Origin of the sequence: Beutenbergia cavernae DSM 12333, assembly GCF_000023105.1 — a bacterium.
In the GTDB taxonomy this organism is placed as follows: Bacteria; Actinomycetota; Actinomycetes; order Actinomycetales; family Beutenbergiaceae; genus Beutenbergia; species Beutenbergia cavernae.
On the sequence record NC_012669.1, the window covers coordinates 1,486,942 to 1,505,078 of the forward strand.

General features: G+C 72.5%; 14 protein-coding genes. 10 read left to right on the plus strand and 4 right to left on the minus strand.

Annotated elements, in window-relative coordinates; all coding sequences use genetic code 11:
- Positions 1 to 138 precede the first annotated feature (138 nt).
- The 5 genes from BCAV_RS06590 to BCAV_RS06610 are packed head-to-tail and all read left to right on the plus strand — an operon-like array spanning position 139 to position 3,745.
- Complete coding sequence (locus tag BCAV_RS06590) at positions 139 to 852, plus strand: TetR/AcrR family transcriptional regulator (RefSeq protein WP_144016734.1); 714 nt, start codon at positions 139 to 141, stop codon at positions 850 to 852.
- A complete protein-coding gene (locus BCAV_RS06595; RefSeq protein WP_015881811.1) occupies positions 849 to 1,685 on the plus strand; it encodes a YndJ family transporter in 837 nt (278 codons plus the stop codon). The genes BCAV_RS06590 and BCAV_RS06595 overlap by 4 nt, the downstream gene beginning before the upstream one ends.
- Positions 1,676 to 2,170, plus strand: coding sequence for a DUF1990 domain-containing protein (locus tag BCAV_RS06600; protein WP_015881812.1), 495 nt, complete (start codon positions 1,676 to 1,678; stop codon positions 2,168 to 2,170). Before BCAV_RS06595 ends, BCAV_RS06600 begins: the two co-directional genes overlap by 10 nt.
- Before the next feature lie 16 nt (positions 2,171 to 2,186).
- A complete protein-coding gene (locus BCAV_RS06605) occupies positions 2,187 to 3,428 on the plus strand; it encodes an N-acetylglucosamine-6-phosphate deacetylase (RefSeq protein ID WP_015881813.1) in 1,242 nt (413 codons plus the stop codon).
- Between the two features lie 8 nt (positions 3,429 to 3,436).
- The gene (locus BCAV_RS06610) at positions 3,437 to 3,745 is read left to right on the plus strand and encodes a hypothetical protein (protein WP_015881814.1); all 309 of its coding nucleotides are present in this window, start codon (positions 3,437 to 3,439) and stop codon (positions 3,743 to 3,745) included.
- Positions 3,746 to 3,751: 6 nt separating this feature from the next.
- On the opposite strand, the gene BCAV_RS06615 is transcribed toward BCAV_RS06610, so the two are convergent.
- The 3 genes from BCAV_RS06615 to BCAV_RS06625 are packed head-to-tail and all read right to left on the minus strand — an operon-like array spanning position 3,752 to position 9,691.
- Positions 3,752 to 5,788, minus strand: coding sequence for a beta-galactosidase (locus BCAV_RS06615; RefSeq protein ID WP_015881815.1), 2,037 nt, complete (start codon positions 5,786 to 5,788; stop codon positions 3,752 to 3,754).
- On the minus strand, positions 5,788 to 6,849 hold the full coding sequence (locus tag BCAV_RS06620) for a LacI family DNA-binding transcriptional regulator (RefSeq protein ID WP_015881816.1): 1,062 nt from the start codon (positions 6,847 to 6,849) through the stop codon (positions 5,788 to 5,790). The genes BCAV_RS06615 and BCAV_RS06620 overlap by 1 nt, the downstream gene beginning before the upstream one ends.
- Positions 6,833 to 9,691, minus strand: coding sequence for a glycoside hydrolase family 3 C-terminal domain-containing protein (locus BCAV_RS06625; RefSeq protein ID WP_015881817.1), 2,859 nt, complete (start codon positions 9,689 to 9,691; stop codon positions 6,833 to 6,835). Before BCAV_RS06625 ends, BCAV_RS06620 begins: the two co-directional genes overlap by 17 nt.
- A 362-nt stretch (positions 9,692 to 10,053) precedes the next feature.
- Here BCAV_RS06625 and BCAV_RS06630 point away from each other — a divergent pair, with 362 nt between their 5' ends.
- From BCAV_RS06630 to BCAV_RS06640, 3 genes are read left to right on the plus strand one after another with little or no spacing between them, the layout of a single operon-like run.
- Positions 10,054 to 11,700 (plus strand): type 2 periplasmic-binding domain-containing protein, encoded by a 1,647-nt coding sequence (locus BCAV_RS06630; protein WP_015881818.1) that lies wholly within the window; start codon positions 10,054 to 10,056, stop codon positions 11,698 to 11,700.
- Positions 11,697 to 12,680, plus strand: a complete 984-nt coding sequence (locus BCAV_RS06635; RefSeq protein ID WP_015881819.1) for an ABC transporter permease — start codon at positions 11,697 to 11,699, stop codon at positions 12,678 to 12,680. The genes BCAV_RS06630 and BCAV_RS06635 overlap by 4 nt, the downstream gene beginning before the upstream one ends.
- The gene (locus tag BCAV_RS06640) at positions 12,677 to 13,645 is read left to right on the plus strand and encodes a carbohydrate ABC transporter permease (RefSeq protein ID WP_015881820.1); all 969 of its coding nucleotides are present in this window, start codon (positions 12,677 to 12,679) and stop codon (positions 13,643 to 13,645) included. Before BCAV_RS06635 ends, BCAV_RS06640 begins: the two co-directional genes overlap by 4 nt.
- Positions 13,646 to 13,661: 16 nt before the next feature.
- On the opposite strand, the gene BCAV_RS06645 is transcribed toward BCAV_RS06640, so the two are convergent.
- Entirely contained in the window at positions 13,662 to 14,672 is a 1,011-nt protein-coding gene (locus BCAV_RS06645) for a LacI family DNA-binding transcriptional regulator (RefSeq protein WP_015881821.1), read from the minus strand.
- 101 nt (positions 14,673 to 14,773) lie between these two features.
- On the opposite strand from BCAV_RS06645, the gene yicI reads away from it, so the two are divergent.
- Entirely contained in the window at positions 14,774 to 17,056 is a 2,283-nt protein-coding gene (gene yicI / locus BCAV_RS06650) for an alpha-xylosidase (protein ID WP_015881822.1), read from the plus strand.
- Positions 17,057 to 17,326: 270 nt separating this feature from the next.
- A complete protein-coding gene (locus BCAV_RS22695; RefSeq protein ID WP_144016735.1) occupies positions 17,327 to 17,959 on the plus strand; it encodes a hypothetical protein in 633 nt (210 codons plus the stop codon).
- Positions 17,960 to 18,137: the final 178 nt, after the last annotated feature.

An 18,137-nucleotide genomic window follows, 5' to 3' on the forward strand; every position in this document is an offset into this window, starting at 1 on the left:
GTGACCTCGACCGGGTGGTTGTTCCCGGTTCGGCTGCCGACCGTGTGGTTGGTCCCCTGAGGGGCCGGGTCGGGGGAGTAGCCACACGGTCGACCCTGCGGTGCTCAAAACTGAACGTGTTCAGTTATGCTGCGGACCATGACGAGAGGCTCGGACGACGTCGGCGGTCGGGTGGCGCGCGGCGCGAAGGGGGAGCGCACGCGGACGCGCCTGCGCGAGGCCGCGCTGACGTCGTTCCGTGAGCGCGGCTACGACGCGACGACGATGCGCGCCGTGGCCGCGGACGCCCAGGTGTCCGCCGGCGCCGCGTACCAGTACCTGTCCTCGAAGGAGGACCTTGTCCAGGAGTTCTACGCCGCGGTGGTCGCCGAGCAGCGTGCACGTGTCACGGCGGCGCTCGACGGCGAGCGCTCGTTCGAGGCGCGGCTGCGGGTCGCCTGGCACGCGGTGGTCCACGTGCTCGCCCCGTACCACGCGCACGCCGGCGAGTTCGTCGCCGTCGGTATCCGGCCCGGGACTGACGCGAACCCGTTCTCCGAGGCGTCGGGCGCGACCCGACGCGACGCCGTGGCTCTGCTCGAGGACGTCGTCGCGGGAGCCCGACCGGCGGTCCCGAGCGCCGTGCGCGCCCTGCTCCCGGAGGCGCTGTGGCTGGCGCAGCTCGGCCTGACGCTGTTCTGGGTGGCGGACTCATCTCCCGGCGCGCGGCGCACGCACGGCCTCGTCGATGCCGCTGCGGCGCTCACGGCCCGCGCGGTGCGGCTCGCCCGGCTGCCCGTGGCGCGTCCCCTCATCGTCGATGCGCTCACCCTCGTCGAACGCGCGCGTCCGGCGGGCGGAGGCCGGCCGTGACGCCGCTGGTCGGCGCGATCACCGCGTTCGGGCTGCTCGTCGTCGTCCCGCTCGCGTTCTCCCTGTCGCCCGAGGGCGCGTTGCGCCGGATCCGTCTCCTGTGGCTCCTGACGGCGGTGCCGGCCGCCGTCGCGCTCCTGCTCCCGCGGGGTGCCGTGGCAGCGCTCGCCGTCACGCCGTTCGCGGCGACGACGCTCATGCTCGCGGCGTCTGGCGCGGTGTCGGCGTGGCGGTCGCGGCGTGAGCCGTGGTCCCCGGCCGCGGCGACGGCTGCCGCCACACCCGTCGTCGCCGCAGCGACGCTGATGGCCGAGCGGGCGGGGGTGGAGCTCGCGGGCTTCGAGCTCGGCATGCTCGCGCTGACGCCGCCGCACATGCTCTACGCGGGGGTGGTCGCGTCGCTGCTCGCGGCGGCGCTCGTGGCCGCGGAGCCGACGCCGTCTGCCCGGGCGGCCGGGTGGGCGGTCCCGGTCGGTGTGGTGACGGTGCTGGTGGGGTACCTCGTCGGGGACTGGCTCGAGCTCGTCGGCACCCTGGTGCTCACGGCGGCCGTCTGGACCCTGACGTGGACGGCCTGGGCGGTGGCGGCCGGCGCCGCGCGGCCGGCACGCGTGCTCCTAGCGGTGGGCGCCGTGGTGGGCCTCGGGTCCATGACGCTCGCCTGCGTGTGGGCCGTCGGCGAGGCGACCGGCCTGGCGCACCCCGACATCCCCGTCATGGTCGCCACGCACGGGGTCGGGAACGCCGTCGGCCTCGCCCTGTGCGGTGTGCTGGGATGGCGCGTGTACCTGCGTACCGCGGCACCGGTCCCCGAGGAGAGCTCATGGCGTTGACGTACCGCGAGGTCGGCGCCACCGCCGACGCGCAGCTTCCGGCCGGGTACCGGCACCTCGAGGTGACGGGCGAGCTCGGGCCGGTGGACGTCGACGAGGTGGGCGAGGCCCTGCTGTCCTGGCGCCTGCACCGCCGCGCGGGCGTGCGGATGCGCGCCGACGGCCCGGCCGAACCCGGCAGGCGCGTGGTCACGGTTCTCGGCCTCCCGCCGCTCGGCGTCGCCGCGCCCTGCGAGGTCGTGCGCGTGACCCGCGAACCGGGGCGGTACGCGTTCGCGTACGGCACACTCCCCGGGCACCCGTTCACCGGCGAGGAGGAGTTCCGCGTGGAGCTGGACGGTCGCGGCCGCGCCCGCATGAGCGTCCGCGCCTTCTCCCGCCCGGTGGGACGGCTGGGCCGCCTCCTCGCTCCTCTCCTCGCCGTCGGGCAGCGGGTGTACTCACGGCACCTCATCGCCACGGCTCGGCGGATGCGGCAGGCATGAGGCCGAGTGCGGGAGAATGGCGAGCGTGAGCACGCCACCCGACGCCGCGCCCGCACCGTCCGTCCTGCGCGGGCGGGTGGTCACGCCGCAGGCGGTGATCGACGACGGCGTCGTGGTCGTCGACGCCGACCGCATCGTCCACGTCGGGCCGAGCTCCCGCGTGGCCGGCACGCCCTGGGCGGACCTGGTCCGAGCGACGCCGCCGCCGGCGGACGGCGTGCACGTGCTTCCTGGCCTCGTCGACCTGCACGACCACGGTGGCGGGGGCGCGAGCTTCCCGGACGCCGCCGACGCCGCCGAGGCGATGGTCGCCGTCGCCGAGCACCGGAGGCACGGGACGACGTCGCTCGTCGCGTCGCTCGTGACCGCCGCCCCGGACGTGCTGCGCCGCCAGGTCTCGACCCTCGCGGCGCTCGCGGAGGCCGGCGAGATCGCCGGCATCCACGCGGAGGGGCCGTTCCTGTCCACGGTGCGGTGCGGCGCGCAGGACCCGGCCTACATCGTCGACCCCGATCTCGACCTCGTGGACGCGCTCGCGGACCTGGGGCGGGGCCACCTCGTCACGATGACGTTCGCTCCCGAGGCGCCGGGCGCGACGGGGCCGGGTGGGCTCGTCGAGCGGCTGGTCGCCCGGGGCGTCGTCCCGTCGATCGGGCACACGGACGCGGCGGCCGACGTGACGCGCGTCGCGCTGGAGGAGTCGTGGGCGCTGCTGGGCGAGGAGGGTGGGCGTTCCCGCCGGCCGACGGTCACGCACCTGTTCAACGGCATGCGGGAGCTCCACCACCGCGCCCCCGGGCCCATCCCTCCATTGCTGCGGGCGGCCGCTGAGGGCAGGTGCGTCGTCGAGCTCATCGCCGACGGCACGCACGTCGACCCGTCGCTCGTGGCGGACGTCGTCGCCCTCGTCGGGGCCGAGAACGTCGCGCTCGTCACCGACGCGATGGCGGCCGCGGGCATGGCCGACGGCACGTACCGGCTGGGCCCGGCCGACGTCGTCGTCGACCACGGCGTCGCCCGCCTCGCCGCCGGGGGCTCGATCGCGGGCGGCACGGCGCACCTGCTCGACGTCGTCCGGACGACTGTCGCCGGCGGGGTGTCGCTCGTCGCGGCCGTGCACGCCGCCGCGACGACGCCGGCGGCCGTGCTCGGCGACCCCTCGATCGGCGCGCTGGAGGCGGGCCGCCGCGCCGACGTGCTCGTCACCGACTCCGGGCTCCGCCCGAGGCGCGTGCTCCGCGCCGGCGTGGCCGTCTAGGGGGAGCGATGGCGCGGCGGTCGGCGAAGCGCCCGTACGCGAGCGAGCACGTGCCGCTCGACGTGGAGCGGGCGCTGCGCGGGGCCACGCGCACGCAGACGCGGCGCGACGGGTCCAGCTGGACCGTGCGCTCGGTGAGCGGCGGCGAGAGGTCCTACCGCTGCCCGGGCTGCGACCAGCTCGTCGGACCTGGCACGGCGCACGTCGTCGTCTGGCCGGCGGACCACCTGCTCGGCGCCGACGCCGCACTCGACGATCGACGGCACTGGCACAGCGCGTGCTGGCAGGCTCGGGACACGCGCGCCCCGAGGCGCTGACGAGCGTCAGGCGGGCTGCACGAGCCAGTCGTCGCCGGCGGTTCGCAGGACGGCGACGCCGCCCGGTGCCAGGTCCAGACCGTCCGCTGCGGGGATCCCGGTGAGCAGGTCGACGCCGGGTCCGACGACCCGCACCGCCTCGTCCCCGTGGTGAAGGAGAAAGAGGTAGGTGCCGTTCCGGCCGCGGCGGCGCACCGCCTCCACGCCGGTCCCGACGGCCGACGGCACGGTGGCGCTCACGCCGTGCTCGGCGCACAACCGGGACAGGAACGCGTCCCGGGACTCCTGCGTGGGCCGCGCCGACACGTAGGTGGCAGCACCCGAGCCCACCGCGCGGCGGGTGACGGCGGGCAGCCCGGCGAGAGCGCCGTCGGCATAGGTCGCCACGGCGTCCGACCCCGCCAGGTGCACGCGCTCCGTCCACATCTCCACCTCGGAGCCGTCGCTGAGCGGGACCCTCTCCCCGGCGGCGAGGGGCCGCAGCTCCTGCACACGGACGCCGAGCAGGTCGCGCAGCCGACCCGGGTAGCCGCCGGGCACCACGCGCTGATGCTCGTCCGCGATCCCGCTGAAGTGCGACACCACGAGGTGACCGCCGGAGCTCGCGTACGCCGTGAGCCACTCGACGCACGCGTCGTCCATCGCGAACAGGCTCGGCACCAGCAGCACGCGGTAGCGCGAGACGTCCCCGCCGGGGCGCACGAAGTCGACGGCGACCCCCGCCCGCCAGAGCGAGCGGTGCGCGGCCCGGACCTCGGCCGCGTAGGAGAGGTCGTCGTGCGGCAGGTGCGGCGTCTCGAGCGACCACCACCCGTTCGCGTCCCAGACGATCGCGACGTCGGCCTCGACGATCGGCCCGGACTCGGGCGGTTCGCCGACCTCGGCGATCCGCTGCAGAGCGTCGCCCAGCCGGACGGCCGCCTCGAACGCGCGGCTGTCCGCTCCGGCGTGCGGCACGAGCCCTGAGTGCCACGTCTCGGCGCCGCCGAGCGACGCCCGCCACTGGAAGAACAGGCACCCGGCGGACCCGCGCGCCACGTAGCCGAGCGAGTTCCGGATCATCCGGTCCGGCTCCTTGACGGCGTACCGGGCGCCGTCGCGGATCCCCCCGGCGCTGGACTCCATGAGCAGCCACGGTCCGCCGCCCGCCCAGGACCGCACGAGGTCCGAGCCGTACGCGACGTGGGCCTCGCCGTCGGGCCCGGTCCCCTCGAGGTAGTGGTCGACCGAGACGAGGTCGAGCTGGTCGGTCCACTGCCACTGGTCGAGGTGGTTCCACGACGGGAGCATGAAGTTGGTGGTGACGGGCGCCGTCGAGCCCGCCGCCCGGATCTCGGCCTTCTGCTCCGCGTGCGCGGCGAGCATCTCGTCCGAGCAGAACCGCTTGAAGTCGACGACGTGCGCCGGGTTGGGCAGGTACTGCGTGGCCCGCGGCGGCGTGATCTCGGCCCAGTCGGAGTAGTGCTGCGACCAGAACGCCGTGGACCACGCCGCGTTGAGCGCCTCCAGCGTGCCGAACTTCTCCCGCAGCCAGCCGCGAAAGGCGACAGCGGCGTGCGGTCCGACGTCGACGGTCCCGTACTCGTTGTGCACGTGCCAGCCGCGCAGTCCGGGGTGCCCGCCGTACCGCTGCGCGAGGAACCGAGCGACGCGCCGTGCGGCGGCGCGGTAGGCCGGGGCGCTGATGGCGTACGTGTCGCGCGACCCGTGCGTGAGGCGGACGCCGTCCGGCCGGACCGGGAGCGCGTCGGGGTACGCGACGCCGAACCATGGCGGCGGAGACGCGGTGGGGGTCGCGAGGAAGAAGTCGATGCCGGCGCCCTCGAGCATCTGAGTGACGTCGTCGAGCCAGCTGGCGTCGAACTCACCCTCGCGCGGCTCGAGCAGCGCCCAGGAGAAGACGCCGATGGTCACGGTCGTGACGCCGGCGCGGCGCATCAGCGCCATGTCTTCCTGCCACACCTCGCGGGGCCACTGCTCGGGGTTGTAGTCGCCGCCGAAGGCGAGTCCGTGCGTCGGGATCCCGGGGTGCGATGTCGGCATCAGCTGTTCTCCTGGCTCGTGGGACGTCGTCGCGCGGGCGGGCGGGCCGTGGTGCCCCGGTCGGTGAGGTTCGCCCGCACGAGGCGGGTCTCCGCGCGGACCGCCCCGCCGAGCGCCGCCACCACCATCTCGGCCGCCACGGCGCCGATCGCGCGGCCGGGGATGTCGATCGAGGTGAGCACGCCGACCCGCTGCTCGGCCACGCCGCTCACGCCCACGGCGATGACGGACACGTCCGCGGGCACGCGGACGCCACGCTCGGCGAGCACGTCGAGGACGATCGGGAGGGCAGCCTCGTTGTGCACCACCAGGGCAGTCGCGCCTGATTCGGTGTCGAGCGCCTCCGCGATCGCGTGCACGACGTCGTCGCGGCTGGCCGTTGCGGGTGCGATCCGCAGCTCGACCTCGCTGCTGGCGGCTTGCGCACGCAGCCCGCGCAGCATCCGCTCGGCGTAGGACGTCCGGCGCCTCAGCGCGGCGGGCGGAGGGCCGACGAACGCCAGCACCCGGTGCCCGAGACGGGCCAGGTGCCGCACCGCGAGGCGCCCGGCCTGCTCGAAGTCGAAGTCCACGCAGCTGAGCCCGGACTGCTCGTCGGGCAGGCCGATGAGCACGGTCGGTGTGCCGGCCGCCACGACGGCCGGGATGCGGGCGTCGTCCACCTCGACGTCCATGACGATGAGCGCGTCGGCGGACGAGGAGACGGAGACGCGGCCGACCGCCGTCGGGTCGTCGTCGGTGAGGAGGAGCACGTCGTATCCGAGCGAGCGAGCCCGTGGCGCCACGCCCGCGACGAACTGCATGACCACGTCGAGGTCGAGGTCGCTGCGCGGACCGCGGCCTCCGGCGTCGAGCCGCAGCGGCACCATGAGCGCGAGCACCTGCGTGCGTGCCGACGCCAGGGCGCGCGCACCCGCGTGCGGGCGGTACCCGAGCTCGGCGATGGCGCGCCGCACGCGCTCCCGCGTCGCGGGCGACGTCGCGCGCTTGCCGGACAGCACGTACGAGACGGTCGACGTCGCCACGCCGGCGTGCCGGGCGACGTCACCGATCGTCGTCACGCGGGATCTCCTCGGGCGCGGCGGGACGCAGCGCGATCAGCCGGGCGGACCCGGTGAGCACGGTTCGCACGTCACGCACGCCCTTCGGTGCCTCGGCGGCCGACGGGACGAGCGCGACGACGTCGTGCCTCCCGCCCTCGAGCGGCACCTGGGCCTGTGCGTAGCGCGCCCACGGGGAACCGGGCTCACGGGTCTCGATGCGCACGCCGGCCGGACCTACCCCGTCGCGCGCCACCTCGATCGTGAGCGGCCCGACGCCGTCCAGGTCGACGGCCCACCACGCGACCCATCCCTCGCCGCGGCCGGGTGCGACCTCGACGGCGGCGCCGGCTAGGGGCGTCCGCTCGGTGAGGACGACGTGCGCCGCGTCGTCGAATGCGGCGGCCCCGAGGCTGGTGGCGGCGCGCGGTGCCACCGGGGCGCCCGTCACCCTGAGCTCGTGGCGGAGCGGGAGATCCTGCTCGCCGGTCCCGGCGGCGAGGAGGTAGCGCCCCGGTTCGACGACCCAGCGCTCGTGCCCGACGTCCCACACCGCGAGGTCGGCGAGGCGGAACCGCAGCTCGACGTCGCGCGAGGTCCCCGGGGCGAGCGTGACGCGACGGTGGGCCACGATGCGTCGCCGGGGTACCGGCAGGCGGTGCTCGAGGGCCGACGCGTAGACCTGGACGAGCTCGTGCGCGGGCCGTTCACCGGTGTTCGACACCCGGACACTGACGGCGACGACGTCGTCGTGCTGCGCACCCTCGAGGGCGGCCGGTGCGTCGAGGGCGTCGTACGTCACGGACGAGTACGTGAGGCCGTGCCCGAGGGCGAAGCGGGGCGCCGCACTCGCGTACCACGACGTCAGGCCACCCGCGATGATGTCGTGGTCGACGAGGTCGCCGGCGTCCTCCTCCGCCTCGGGCCAGGCCTGCGCGAGGCGCCCCGACGGCTCGGCCGCGCCCGTGAGCACGTCCGCCACGCCGTGCCCGAGCTCCTGACCCGCGTGCGAGCTCCACACGACGGCGCGGGCCGTGCGGAGATCGTCGGCCAGGACGTACGGGTAGGAGGAGACGATGACCGCGAGGGCTCGGGGGTTCGCCTCGCTGGCTGCCCGCCAGAGCTCGGTCTGCGGGCTGGGCAGCCGCAGGTGCGGACGATCCTCGGTCTCCCGTCCGAGCAGGTGCGGGTCGTTGCCGAGGGTGACGACGACGACGTCGGCCGCGGCGGCTGCTCGCGCCACCGCCTCGTGGCCGGCGCGCAGCATCCGCCGGACGAACCTCGTCGCCAGCTCAGGCGACGGTGCCTCGGCGACGAGCGTGCCGTCGTCGGCGGCTGCGACCCATCGGCCGGACCCGAGATGCAGCAGCGACCAGCTGCCGTCGTCGTGCACGTGCACCTGCCACGTCTCCTGCACGACCCAGCCGTCGACGTGCTCGGCCTGGGCTCGCAGCGGCCAGCCGCCCCCGGCCAGCAGGCCGGTCGCGACCGAGCGGAACGTGAGGACACCGTCGCCCCAGTCCGTGACGTCGAACGCGGCCTCGGGTGCGGCGGCGTCGGCGGCGTCGGCCACCAGCACCCCGCTCTCGGCGGTTCGCACGTAGCCGCCCGTGGTGACGCACCGCAGCGCCACGCGGTCGGCGCCGTCGCACGTCGTCACACCGTGGCTCTCGGCGAGGGCCGTCGCGATGCCGATCGTGTACGGCGCCGCGCCGGAGTACCAGTCGCGCAGCACGGTGTCGGCGTGGGGTCCGACGACGGCGACGGTCGCCGCGCGCTCGAGCGGCAGCAGGCCGTCGTTCGCGAGGACGACGACGGCGGCCGTGGCGGCCTCGCGGGCGAGCGTGCGGTGGGCGGGGGCGTCGAGAGCCTCCGGGCCGGTCCCCGCCCAGGGGTCGAGGCCGGGGTCCAGCTCGCCCGTGCGGATCCGCCAGGCGAGCTGCCGCCGGACCGCCGCGTCCACGACCTCCTGAGTGATCAGTCCGCGATCGAGGGCCGCGGTGAGATGGGCGAGGGTCGGGGCGGCGTCGGCGTCGTCGTCGGTGAACGAGTCGATACCGGCGCGCAGGGCCGCGGCACGCGCCTCGACCGGGTCCGTGCACCAGCGCTGGATGCCGGACAGGTTGCTCGGTGCTCCGGCGTCGGACACCACGACGACCTCGTGCGGACCGCACGACCGGAGCTCCGCGATGATGTCCGCCGCGAGGTGAGCCGGCCGGCCGTTGACGAGGTTGTACGAGGGCATGACCGCGCCCACCACGCCGGCCTCGATCGGTCCTCGGAACGCGGGCAGCTCGTACTCGCGGAGCACCCGGGGCCGAAGCTGGGCGTTCGTGAGGGCGCGATGGGTCTCCGCCCCGTAGCCCACGAGGTGCTTGAGCGTCGGGACGGTGCGCCAGTACGTGGGGTGGTCGCCGCGCAACCCGCGGGCGTACGCGGTCGCCAGCCACGCCGTCACGTGCGGGTCCTCCGAGTAACCCTCCTCGTTCCGGCCCCAGCGCGGATGCCGCAGCGGGTTCACGACCGGCGCCCACACCTGGAGGGAGACGGTGGGATCGATCGCGTGCCGGGCCCGTACCTCGGTGCCGACCGCCGCGCCGACCCGTCGGACGAGGTCGGCGTCCCAGGTCGCGGCCAGGCCGACTGCCTGGGGGAACGTGGTGGCCGTGCCGAGCCAGGCCAGGCCGTGGAGCGCCTCGGTCCCGGTGCGGAACGCCGCGAGCCCGAGCCGAGGCACAGCGGGGGCGTACTGATGCAGCATGGCGATCTTCTCGGCCTGCGTGAGCCGCGCCGCAAGGTCGCGGGCGCGGACGTCAGCGCTCAGAGACGGGTCGCGAAAGGCGGGTCGGGCGTCGTCGGCCATGAGACTCCTGTCGGGATGGGTGGCGTTCCGTCGAACCGGTTCGACGGAAGCGCGCCCGGCGCACGCGGCTGATCGACGTGCGCGCCCTATCGTGGCGGACCGGGCAGATGCTGACAACCCACCGCGCACGGTCCTTGCCCGGAGCACTGGTCACGAGATCGTCACGTCTTCGACGGGGCCCTTGTCAGTCGTGAGAGCGCTCCCGTAAGGTGCAGGCGTCGAACCGCTTCGATGACTCGCCTTCTGTCGCGAACCTGCAGCTCGCTCCGGAGGCGTCGCTCGAGTCGAGCGGCTCGACGCCTGGCCCGGCCCGTCGTTCACGCGGTGGGCCGCCCGACCCCACGAAGGAGTGAAGGCCGCCGATGTCCACGATCTCGAACCCCCAGCCGCCCGGTGCGGCATTCCGCCGACGCACGTTCCTCGGGCTCACCGCAGCAGGTGTGCCCGCCGTGCTCGCCGCCTGCAGCTCAGGTGGCGGCACGGGCTCCGCGACGCCCACGACCGAGGCGAGCGGCGACGTGCTCCCGAACTACGTCCCGGTCGAGTTCGCGGAGCCGGACTTCCCCAGCGTCGACGGCTCACCAGCCGGCTTCCTGGCGATCCCCACGGATCTCGCGCAGTCCGTGGCGGAACCGCCGGGCAGCGGGGCCACGTTCTCCGCGATGACCCCGCTCTGGGGCACGATCCCGCCGGTCGACGGCAACCAGTACTACGAGGCAGTCAACGGGCTCCTCGGCTCGACGATCGAGTTCCAGATCACCGACGGCAACGTGTACGGCGACAAGCTCGCCACGGTGCTCGCCTCGCCGCGCGACGTGCCCGACTGGGTCTCGATCCCGCTGTGGAACCTGCCGCCGCGATTCGGGTCCGAGATCGTCGGGAACGTCTTCACCGACCTCGGGCCGTACCTCGCCGGCGCGGCCGTCGAGGAGTACCCGAACCTCGCGAACCTGCCGACCGACTCCTGGCGGATGTGCGTGTTCAACGGCAAGCTCTACGGCCTGCCGTTCCCCGCCGCGACCACGCCCCGCGACGCGACGTTCTACCGCTCCGACCTTCTCGAGGAGCTCGGCATCGCGGCGGACGTCACGGACGGCGACGCACTCCTCGCGCTGGCGCTCGAGCTCACCGGCGGGAACCAGTGGGGCGCCGAGGACCTCTGGAACACCGCCCAGATGATCCACAAGGTGCCGCCGAAGTGGAGGCTCGACGACGACGGCAGGCTCATCAACAAGATCGAGACCGAGGAGTACCGCGCCTCGCTCGAGTGGAACGCGCAGCTCTTCGCGTCCGGCGCCGTGCACCCGGACGCCGTCGCCGACAACATGACCGAGTCGAAGCTCCGGTTCCAGTCCGGCCAGTCGCTCATCATGATGGACGGCCTCGGCGGGTGGCACGAGGCGCTGCGGGACAACCTCGCGGCCAACCCCGACTACTGGCAGCAGCCGTTCGCACCGTTCGCCGCCGACGGCAGCGAGCCACAGTTCTGGAAGGCCGACCCGGCGGGCATCCTCTCGTTCCTCAAGCAGACGGACGACGAGGCCAAGATCCGCGAGCTGCTCGCGCTCGCGAACGTGCTTGCGGCGCCGTTCGGGACGGTCGAGTACCAGACCGCCACGTTCGGCGTCGAGGGCGTGCACTACACGCTCGACGCGAACAACCTCCCGGTCCCGACGGATCTCGCGGCGACCGAGCTGCAGCCGACCTACACGTTCCTCGTCCAGCCGCCGGCCGTCGAGGCGCACGTCCAGTACCCCGGGTTCGTGGAGGCGGCGTCGGAGTACAACGTCAGGGCCACCGAGATCGCCGCGGAGCCGCTGTTCTACGCGATGCAGATCTCGGAGCCGCCGCAGTACGCGTCGATCGGGCAGCCCTTCGTCGACCTCGAGAAGGACATCTCGCGGGGCCGGAAGAGCATGGCCGATCTCGACGCCGCGATCGAGACGTGGCGCTCCTCGGGGGGCGAGGAGCTGCGGGCGTTCTACACCGAGATCCTGGAGAGCGAGTGACGCTCACGTCCGAGCGGCGCCGGTCGGTGGGCGACACTCAGTCCCACCGACCGGTGCCGGCCAGGCGGCACGTGCCGTTGCGCGTGCGGATGCGGCGGGACTCGGCGCTGCTCGTCATGGTGGCGCCCGCCGTCGTCCTGCTCGCGATCTTCGCGTACGTGCCCATGGCCGGGAACGTCATCGCGTGGCAGTTCTACTCGCCGTACACGGGCTTCTTCAACAGTCCCTGGGTCGGGTGGGACAACTTCGAGCGGGTGCTCAACAACCCGCAGTTCCTCGACGCGGTCCAGAACACGCTCGCGATCACGGCCTTCCAGCTCGTGTTCTTCTTCCCGATCCCGATCGCGCTCGCCCTGCTGCTCAACAGCGTCCTCTCGCCGCGCGTGCGGATGACCATCCAGTCGATCGTGTACCTGCCCCACTTCTTCTCGTGGGTGCTCGTCGTCACGGTGTTCCAGCAGATCTTCGGTGGTGCCGGCCTGGTCAACCAGTTCCTGCGGTCGAACGGGTACGCCGGCTTCGATCTCATGACGAACCCGGACACGTTCCTCGGGCTCGTCACGATGCAAGCGGTCTGGAAGGACGCCGGCTGGGGGATCATCATCTTCCTCGCAGCGATCAGCACGGTCTCGAACGAGCACTACGAGGCGGCCGTCATGGACGGCGCGAACCGCTGGCGCCGCATGTGGCACATCACGCTGCCCGCGATGCGGCCGGTGATCATCCTGCTGCTCATCCTGCGCCTCGGCGACTCCCTCACCGTCGGCTTCGAGCAGCTCATCCTGCAGCGCGGCGCCGTGGGCGCCGAGGTGGCCGAGGTCATCGACACCTTCGTCTACTACCAGGGCGTGATCTACACCGACTGGAGCTTCGCCGCAGCCGCGGGCCTCATGAAGGGAGTGGTGAGTCTCGTGCTCGTCCTCGGTGCCAACAAGCTCGCGCACGTGTTCGGTGAGTCGGGGGTGTACAAGCGCGCATGAGCATCCGCATCGATCCTGAGCTCGTGCCGGCGCCGGACGACGGCGTGCGCCGGAAGAGTGGCCGACGACGGCACCCGCTGCGTCCGGCGTGGGACGAGGAGCCGTCACGCGCAGGCGTGACCGTCAAGGCGACGGTGCTCGTCGTCGTCGTCCTCACCGTCGTCTTCCCGCTCTACACCATCCTCCTCACGTCGCTGTCGACACGGGACTCGACGATCCGTGCCGGCGGCATGATGGTCTGGCCGGACGAGCTGACCTGGGGCGCGTACTCGACGATCCTGGGCGGCGGCATCGTCACCCGCGCGATGCTCGTGAGCATCGGCGTCACGGCCGTCGGCACCCTCATCTCGACGGCGGTCAGCGTGCTGGCCGCCTACGGGCTGTCGCGCACCGGCTCCCTGCTGCACCGGCCGATCTTGTTCGTGTTCCTCATCACGATGTTCTTCGGTGCCGGGCTGATCCCGACGTATCTCCTGGTCAGCACGCTGGGGCTCATCGACTCCTACTGGGCGCTGATCCTGCCCGGGGCGGTGTCGGCGTTCAACATCCTCATCCTGCGGAACTTCTTCCAGGGCATCGACGCGGGCATCCTGGACGCCGCGAGGATCGACGGCGCGGGGGACTGGCGCATCCTGTGGACGATCGTGCTGCCGATGTCGAAAGCGGCGACGGCGGTCATCGCTCTCTTCTACGGCGTCGGGTACTGGAACGCGTTCTTCAACGCGATGCTGTACATCAACGACAACACGAAGTGGCCGCTGCAGCTGGTCCTGCGCTCGTACGTGCTGCAGGGGGCGTCGTTGCCCGGGTCGCAGGACATGGGTGACGTCGCGTCCGGGGCGACGACCGGCCTGCCCGTGCAGATGGCGGTGGTCGTGCTGGCCGTCCTGCCGATCGTGCTGGTCTACCCGTTCGTGCAGAAGCACTTCACGAAGGGCGTCATCGCCGGCGCCATCAAGGGCTGAGACGCCCGTGCAGCGCTCAGGTGGGTGCGGTGGTGCTCTCGCGCGCCTCGAGCGTCGGCGTGAGCAGCCGGGTCTCCGCGGGGCGGTCGGTGCCGGGTTCGGCGAGGCGCGCCATCGCCATCTCGACGGCGACCTGGCCGATGGCGTAGCCGGGGATGTCGATGCTCGTCAGGGGCAGACGCTGCCCGAGCGCGACGTCGCGGGGGCACACGGCGACGACGGAGATCTCCTGCGGCACACGGCGTCCGCGTTCGGCGAGCGTGGTGAGCACCCACGGCAGCGCGACCTCGTTGTGGACGACGAGGGCCGTCACGTCCGGCATCGCCTCCAGCACGGCGTCGACGGCGTCGGCGGCACCGGCCGGCGTCGACGAGCACGGCACCGACAGGTGGGTCAGCCCGGCTGCGTCCGCCTGCTCGGCGAAGCCGTGGCGCAGGCGGATCGCGTAGGAGGTGTGCCGGTCCAGCACAAGCTGCGGCGAGCCGATCAGAGCCACCCGACGGTGGCCGAGCGCGGTCAGGTGCCGCACCGCGAGGCGCCCGGCCGCGTCGAAGTCCAGGTCCACGCAGGAGAGGCCCTGCGGGTCCTGCGGCAGGCCGATGAGGACAGCGGGCTGCCGCAGGCCGACGAGCACGTCGATGCGCGCGTCGTCGGACTCGACGTCCATCATGATGAGCGCGTCCACCATCGAGCCGTTCGCGACGCGCTCGGTGCCTGCGACCTCGTCCGAGGTCAGGAGCAGGACGTCGCGGTCGTGGTTGCGCGCGGCGGTGACCACGCCGGTCACGAACTGCATGATGACGGAGACGTTGACGTCCGCGCGCAGCGGCGCCATGAGTCCGAGGACGTTCGTGCGGGCCGAGGCGAGCGCCCGGGCGCCGGCGTGCGGCCGGTATCCGAGGTCGCGGATCGCCCGCTCGACGCGTTCGCGCGTGGAGCCGGAGATCGGGCGCTTGCCCGAGAGCACGTACGACACGGTCGACGTCGACACGCCGGCGACCCGTGCCACGTCCCCGATCGTCGCCATCCCTGCCTCCGCTCGCGCCGGCCACGCGCCACCGCGCGACCCGGTGCCCACCCTAGATCCGGCGCCCGCCCGCCCCTGCCGCCCCACGAGGAGACCACCCCATGAAGTTCACCGACGGCTACTGGCAGCTCCTGCCGGGCGTCACCGAGCTGCGGCCGCGACACGTCGACGACGTGGTCGCCGGAGCGGACACGCTCACGGTGTTCGCGTCGACGGCGCCGATCACCAAGCGCGGCGACACGCTCAACCGGCCGCTCATCACCGTCACGTTCCACTCACCGATGGACGACGTCATCGGCGTCACGATCGAGCACTTCACGGGCGGCCTCGACCGCGGCCCGCACTTCGCGCTGCGTTCGGAGGTCGCCGACGTCAAGGTGACGACGCCGCAGCTCACGGGCCGGCCCGTCGCGACGCTGCGCTCGGGTGGCCTGGAGGCGCGCATCGCGACCGAGGGCGAGTGGAGCGTGGACTTCGTCGCCGGTGACCGGACGCTGACGTCGTCGACCCCGCGCAGCGTAGGCGTCCTCACCGACGCCGACGGGCACCACCACGTGCGCGAGCAGCTGACGCTCGGCGTCGGCGAGCACGTGTACGGGCTGGGGGAGCGGTTCGGCGCGCTCGTCAAGAACGGGCAGCGGGTCGACATCTGGAACGCCGACGGCGGGACGGCGAGCGACCAGGCGTACAAGAACGTGCCGTTCTACGTGACGAACCGCGGGTACGGCGTCGTCGTCGACGCACCGGAGCGCGTGTCGTACGAGATCGGGACGGAGGTCGTGTCCCGGGCGCAGTTCTCGGTCGAGGGCCAGCGGCTCACCTACTACATCGTGAACGGCCCCACGCCCAAGGACGTGCTGCGCCGCTACACGGCGCTGACCGGCCGGCCGGCCCGGGTGCCCGACTGGTCCTACGGGCTGTGGCTGTCGACGTCGTTCACCACCGACTACGACGAGGCGACGGTGACGCACTTCGTCGACGGGATGGCGGCGCGCGACCTGCCCCTGAGCGTCTTTCACTTCGACTGCTTCTGGATGCGGCAGTTCCACTGGAGCGACTTCGTGTGGGACCCGGCGACCTTCCCCGACCCGGAGGGCATGCTCGCGCGGCTGAAGGCGAAGGGCCTGCGCATCTGCGTGTGGATCAACCCGTACATCGCGCAGCGGTCGGCGCTGTTCACGGAGGGCAAGGATCGCGGCTACCTGGTGCGCAACCCGGACGGTTCCGTCTGGCAGTGGAACCTGTGGCAGGCAGGCATGGGCCTCGTCGACTTCACGAACCCACAGGCGCGCGAGTGGTACGTCGACAAGCTGCGCGTCCTGCTCGGGCAGGGCGTCGACTGCTTCAAGACCGACTTCGGGGAGCGGATCCCCACGGACGTCGTGTGGCACGACGGGTCCGACCCGCAGCGCATGCACAACTACTACACGCACCTGTACAACGAGGCGGTGTTCTCGCTGCTCGAGGCGGAGCGCGGCGAGGGGGAGGCGGTGCTGTTCGCGCGGTCCGCGACGCTCGGTGGGCAGCAGTTCCCGGTGCACTGGGGCGGCGACTGCGAGTCGACGTTCGTGTCCATGGCGGAGTCCCTGCGCGGCGGGCTCTCGCTCGCACTGTCGGGCTTCGGGTTCTGGAGCCACGACATCGGCGGCTTCGAGGGTGTGCCGGACGCCGCCGTGTTCAAGCGCTGGGTGCCGTTCGGGCTGCTCTCCTCGCACAGCCGGCTGCACGGCTCCGACTCCTACCGGGTGCCGTGGGCGTTCGACGACGAGGCCGTCGAGGTCACCCGCCGGTTCACCCACCTCAAGCACGCCCTGATGCCGTACCTGTCGCAGGCCGGGTACGAGGCGCACACGGACGGGATCCCCGTCATGCGGCCGATGGTGCTGGAGTTCCCGGACGACCCGGGGGCCGCCGTCGTCGAGACCCAGTACCTGCTGGGCGCGAACCTGCTCGTCGCACCGGTGTTCAGCGCTGACGGTGACGTCGACGTGTACGTGCCCGAGGGCACGTGGACGTCGCTCCTGTCGGGCGCGAGCGTCACCGGGCCGAGGTGGGTGCGGGAACGGCACGAGTTCGACTCGCTCCCGCTGTACGTCCGGCCGGACAGCGTGCTGCCGATCGGCGCGCGGACGGACCGGCCCGACTACGACCACGCCGACGGCGTCACGCTGCTCCTGACCCGTCTCGCCGACGGGCACGCGTCGGTGACGCGCGTCGCCGCGGAGCACGGCGACGTCGCCTTTACGGTGACGCGGACGGGGTCGCGCGTGCGCGTGGAGGCGGACGGAGCCGCGGGTCCGTGGCACGTGCAGGTCGGCGACGCCGTCCACGCGACGCCCGACGGCGCGACCTCGCTGGAGCTGGACCGGTACCCCTCAGCCTAATCAGTCGTACAGCCCAAGTACTGTGCTCAGCCGACACTGTGCTGAGCCGACCGGAGCTTGCGGGAGACCCACCGACGAACGGTGCCCTCCGCCGGCGAGGCGGCGCCGGTAGGGAGATCCGCGGGCCAGGGTCCGGGACGCAGCGCGTGATCACACGCTCCGGCGGGCCTCACTCACTCTTGACACGATCTAGAACGAATGCCAAACTCCGCTCAGGCGCCGCGCCGATGCGGCGGAACACAGGGGAAGTCCCCAGTCAGGGGGTCTGCGGTGAAGAAGTCACTCGCGGTTCGAGTTGCATACGCTGCAGCAGTTGGTCTGTTGTCGTTGACGTTCGTGGCTTCGGCGGCTGCTGCGCCGACCCAGCAGGCACCAGGATCGGTGACTTCGCAGCAGGAGCTCGGTGGTGATGTCTCGCCTGTGGCGCATCTGATGAATGCGGCCGGTGCGATGCGTGGGGCGCTCAACGAACTTGGCTACGCTGATGGTGCCCCCGGGGGGCCCATGATGATCGACGAGAGCGCGAACGAGGTCATTGTCGCTTGGGTGGAAGAGGCACCGGCCGACGTCAGCGATCGGCTCGCTGATATCGCGAACGAGTTTGGTGTTCGTGTTGAGATCGTACTCGTGCCGTTCAGCAACGTCGAGATGCTGCATGCGGCGGGGAAGCTCGCCGAGGCGCTGCGCGCTGAAGGGTTCGCGTCGGTTGTCGACTTTGAATCTGGACTCCTGACCGTGTCGGGTGATGAAGCGTTCGTAACCGCCTCCACGAGGCGAGATGGCCGTCTCTCTGAGTTTCACGCCGTGGTCACGGAACTTCAATCGCGAGGCATGCGTGTAGACATCGTGCTAGATGCACCAGTGTCGTTTATGTTCGCGCCCCAAGTGGTTCCTGCCGACTAGTTCAATCACGATCGAGCGGCGGGTCAACTCGTTCCGTAATGAACTGCTATTGATGCTGAGTTTCAACCTGTCTGAACTAGAAGGGAAGTAAGTGAGTAGAATCCGGGCTGCGAAGATCGCGGCAGCATGCGCAGTTGGTCTGTTGTCGTTGACGTTCGTGGCTTCGGCGGCTGCTGCG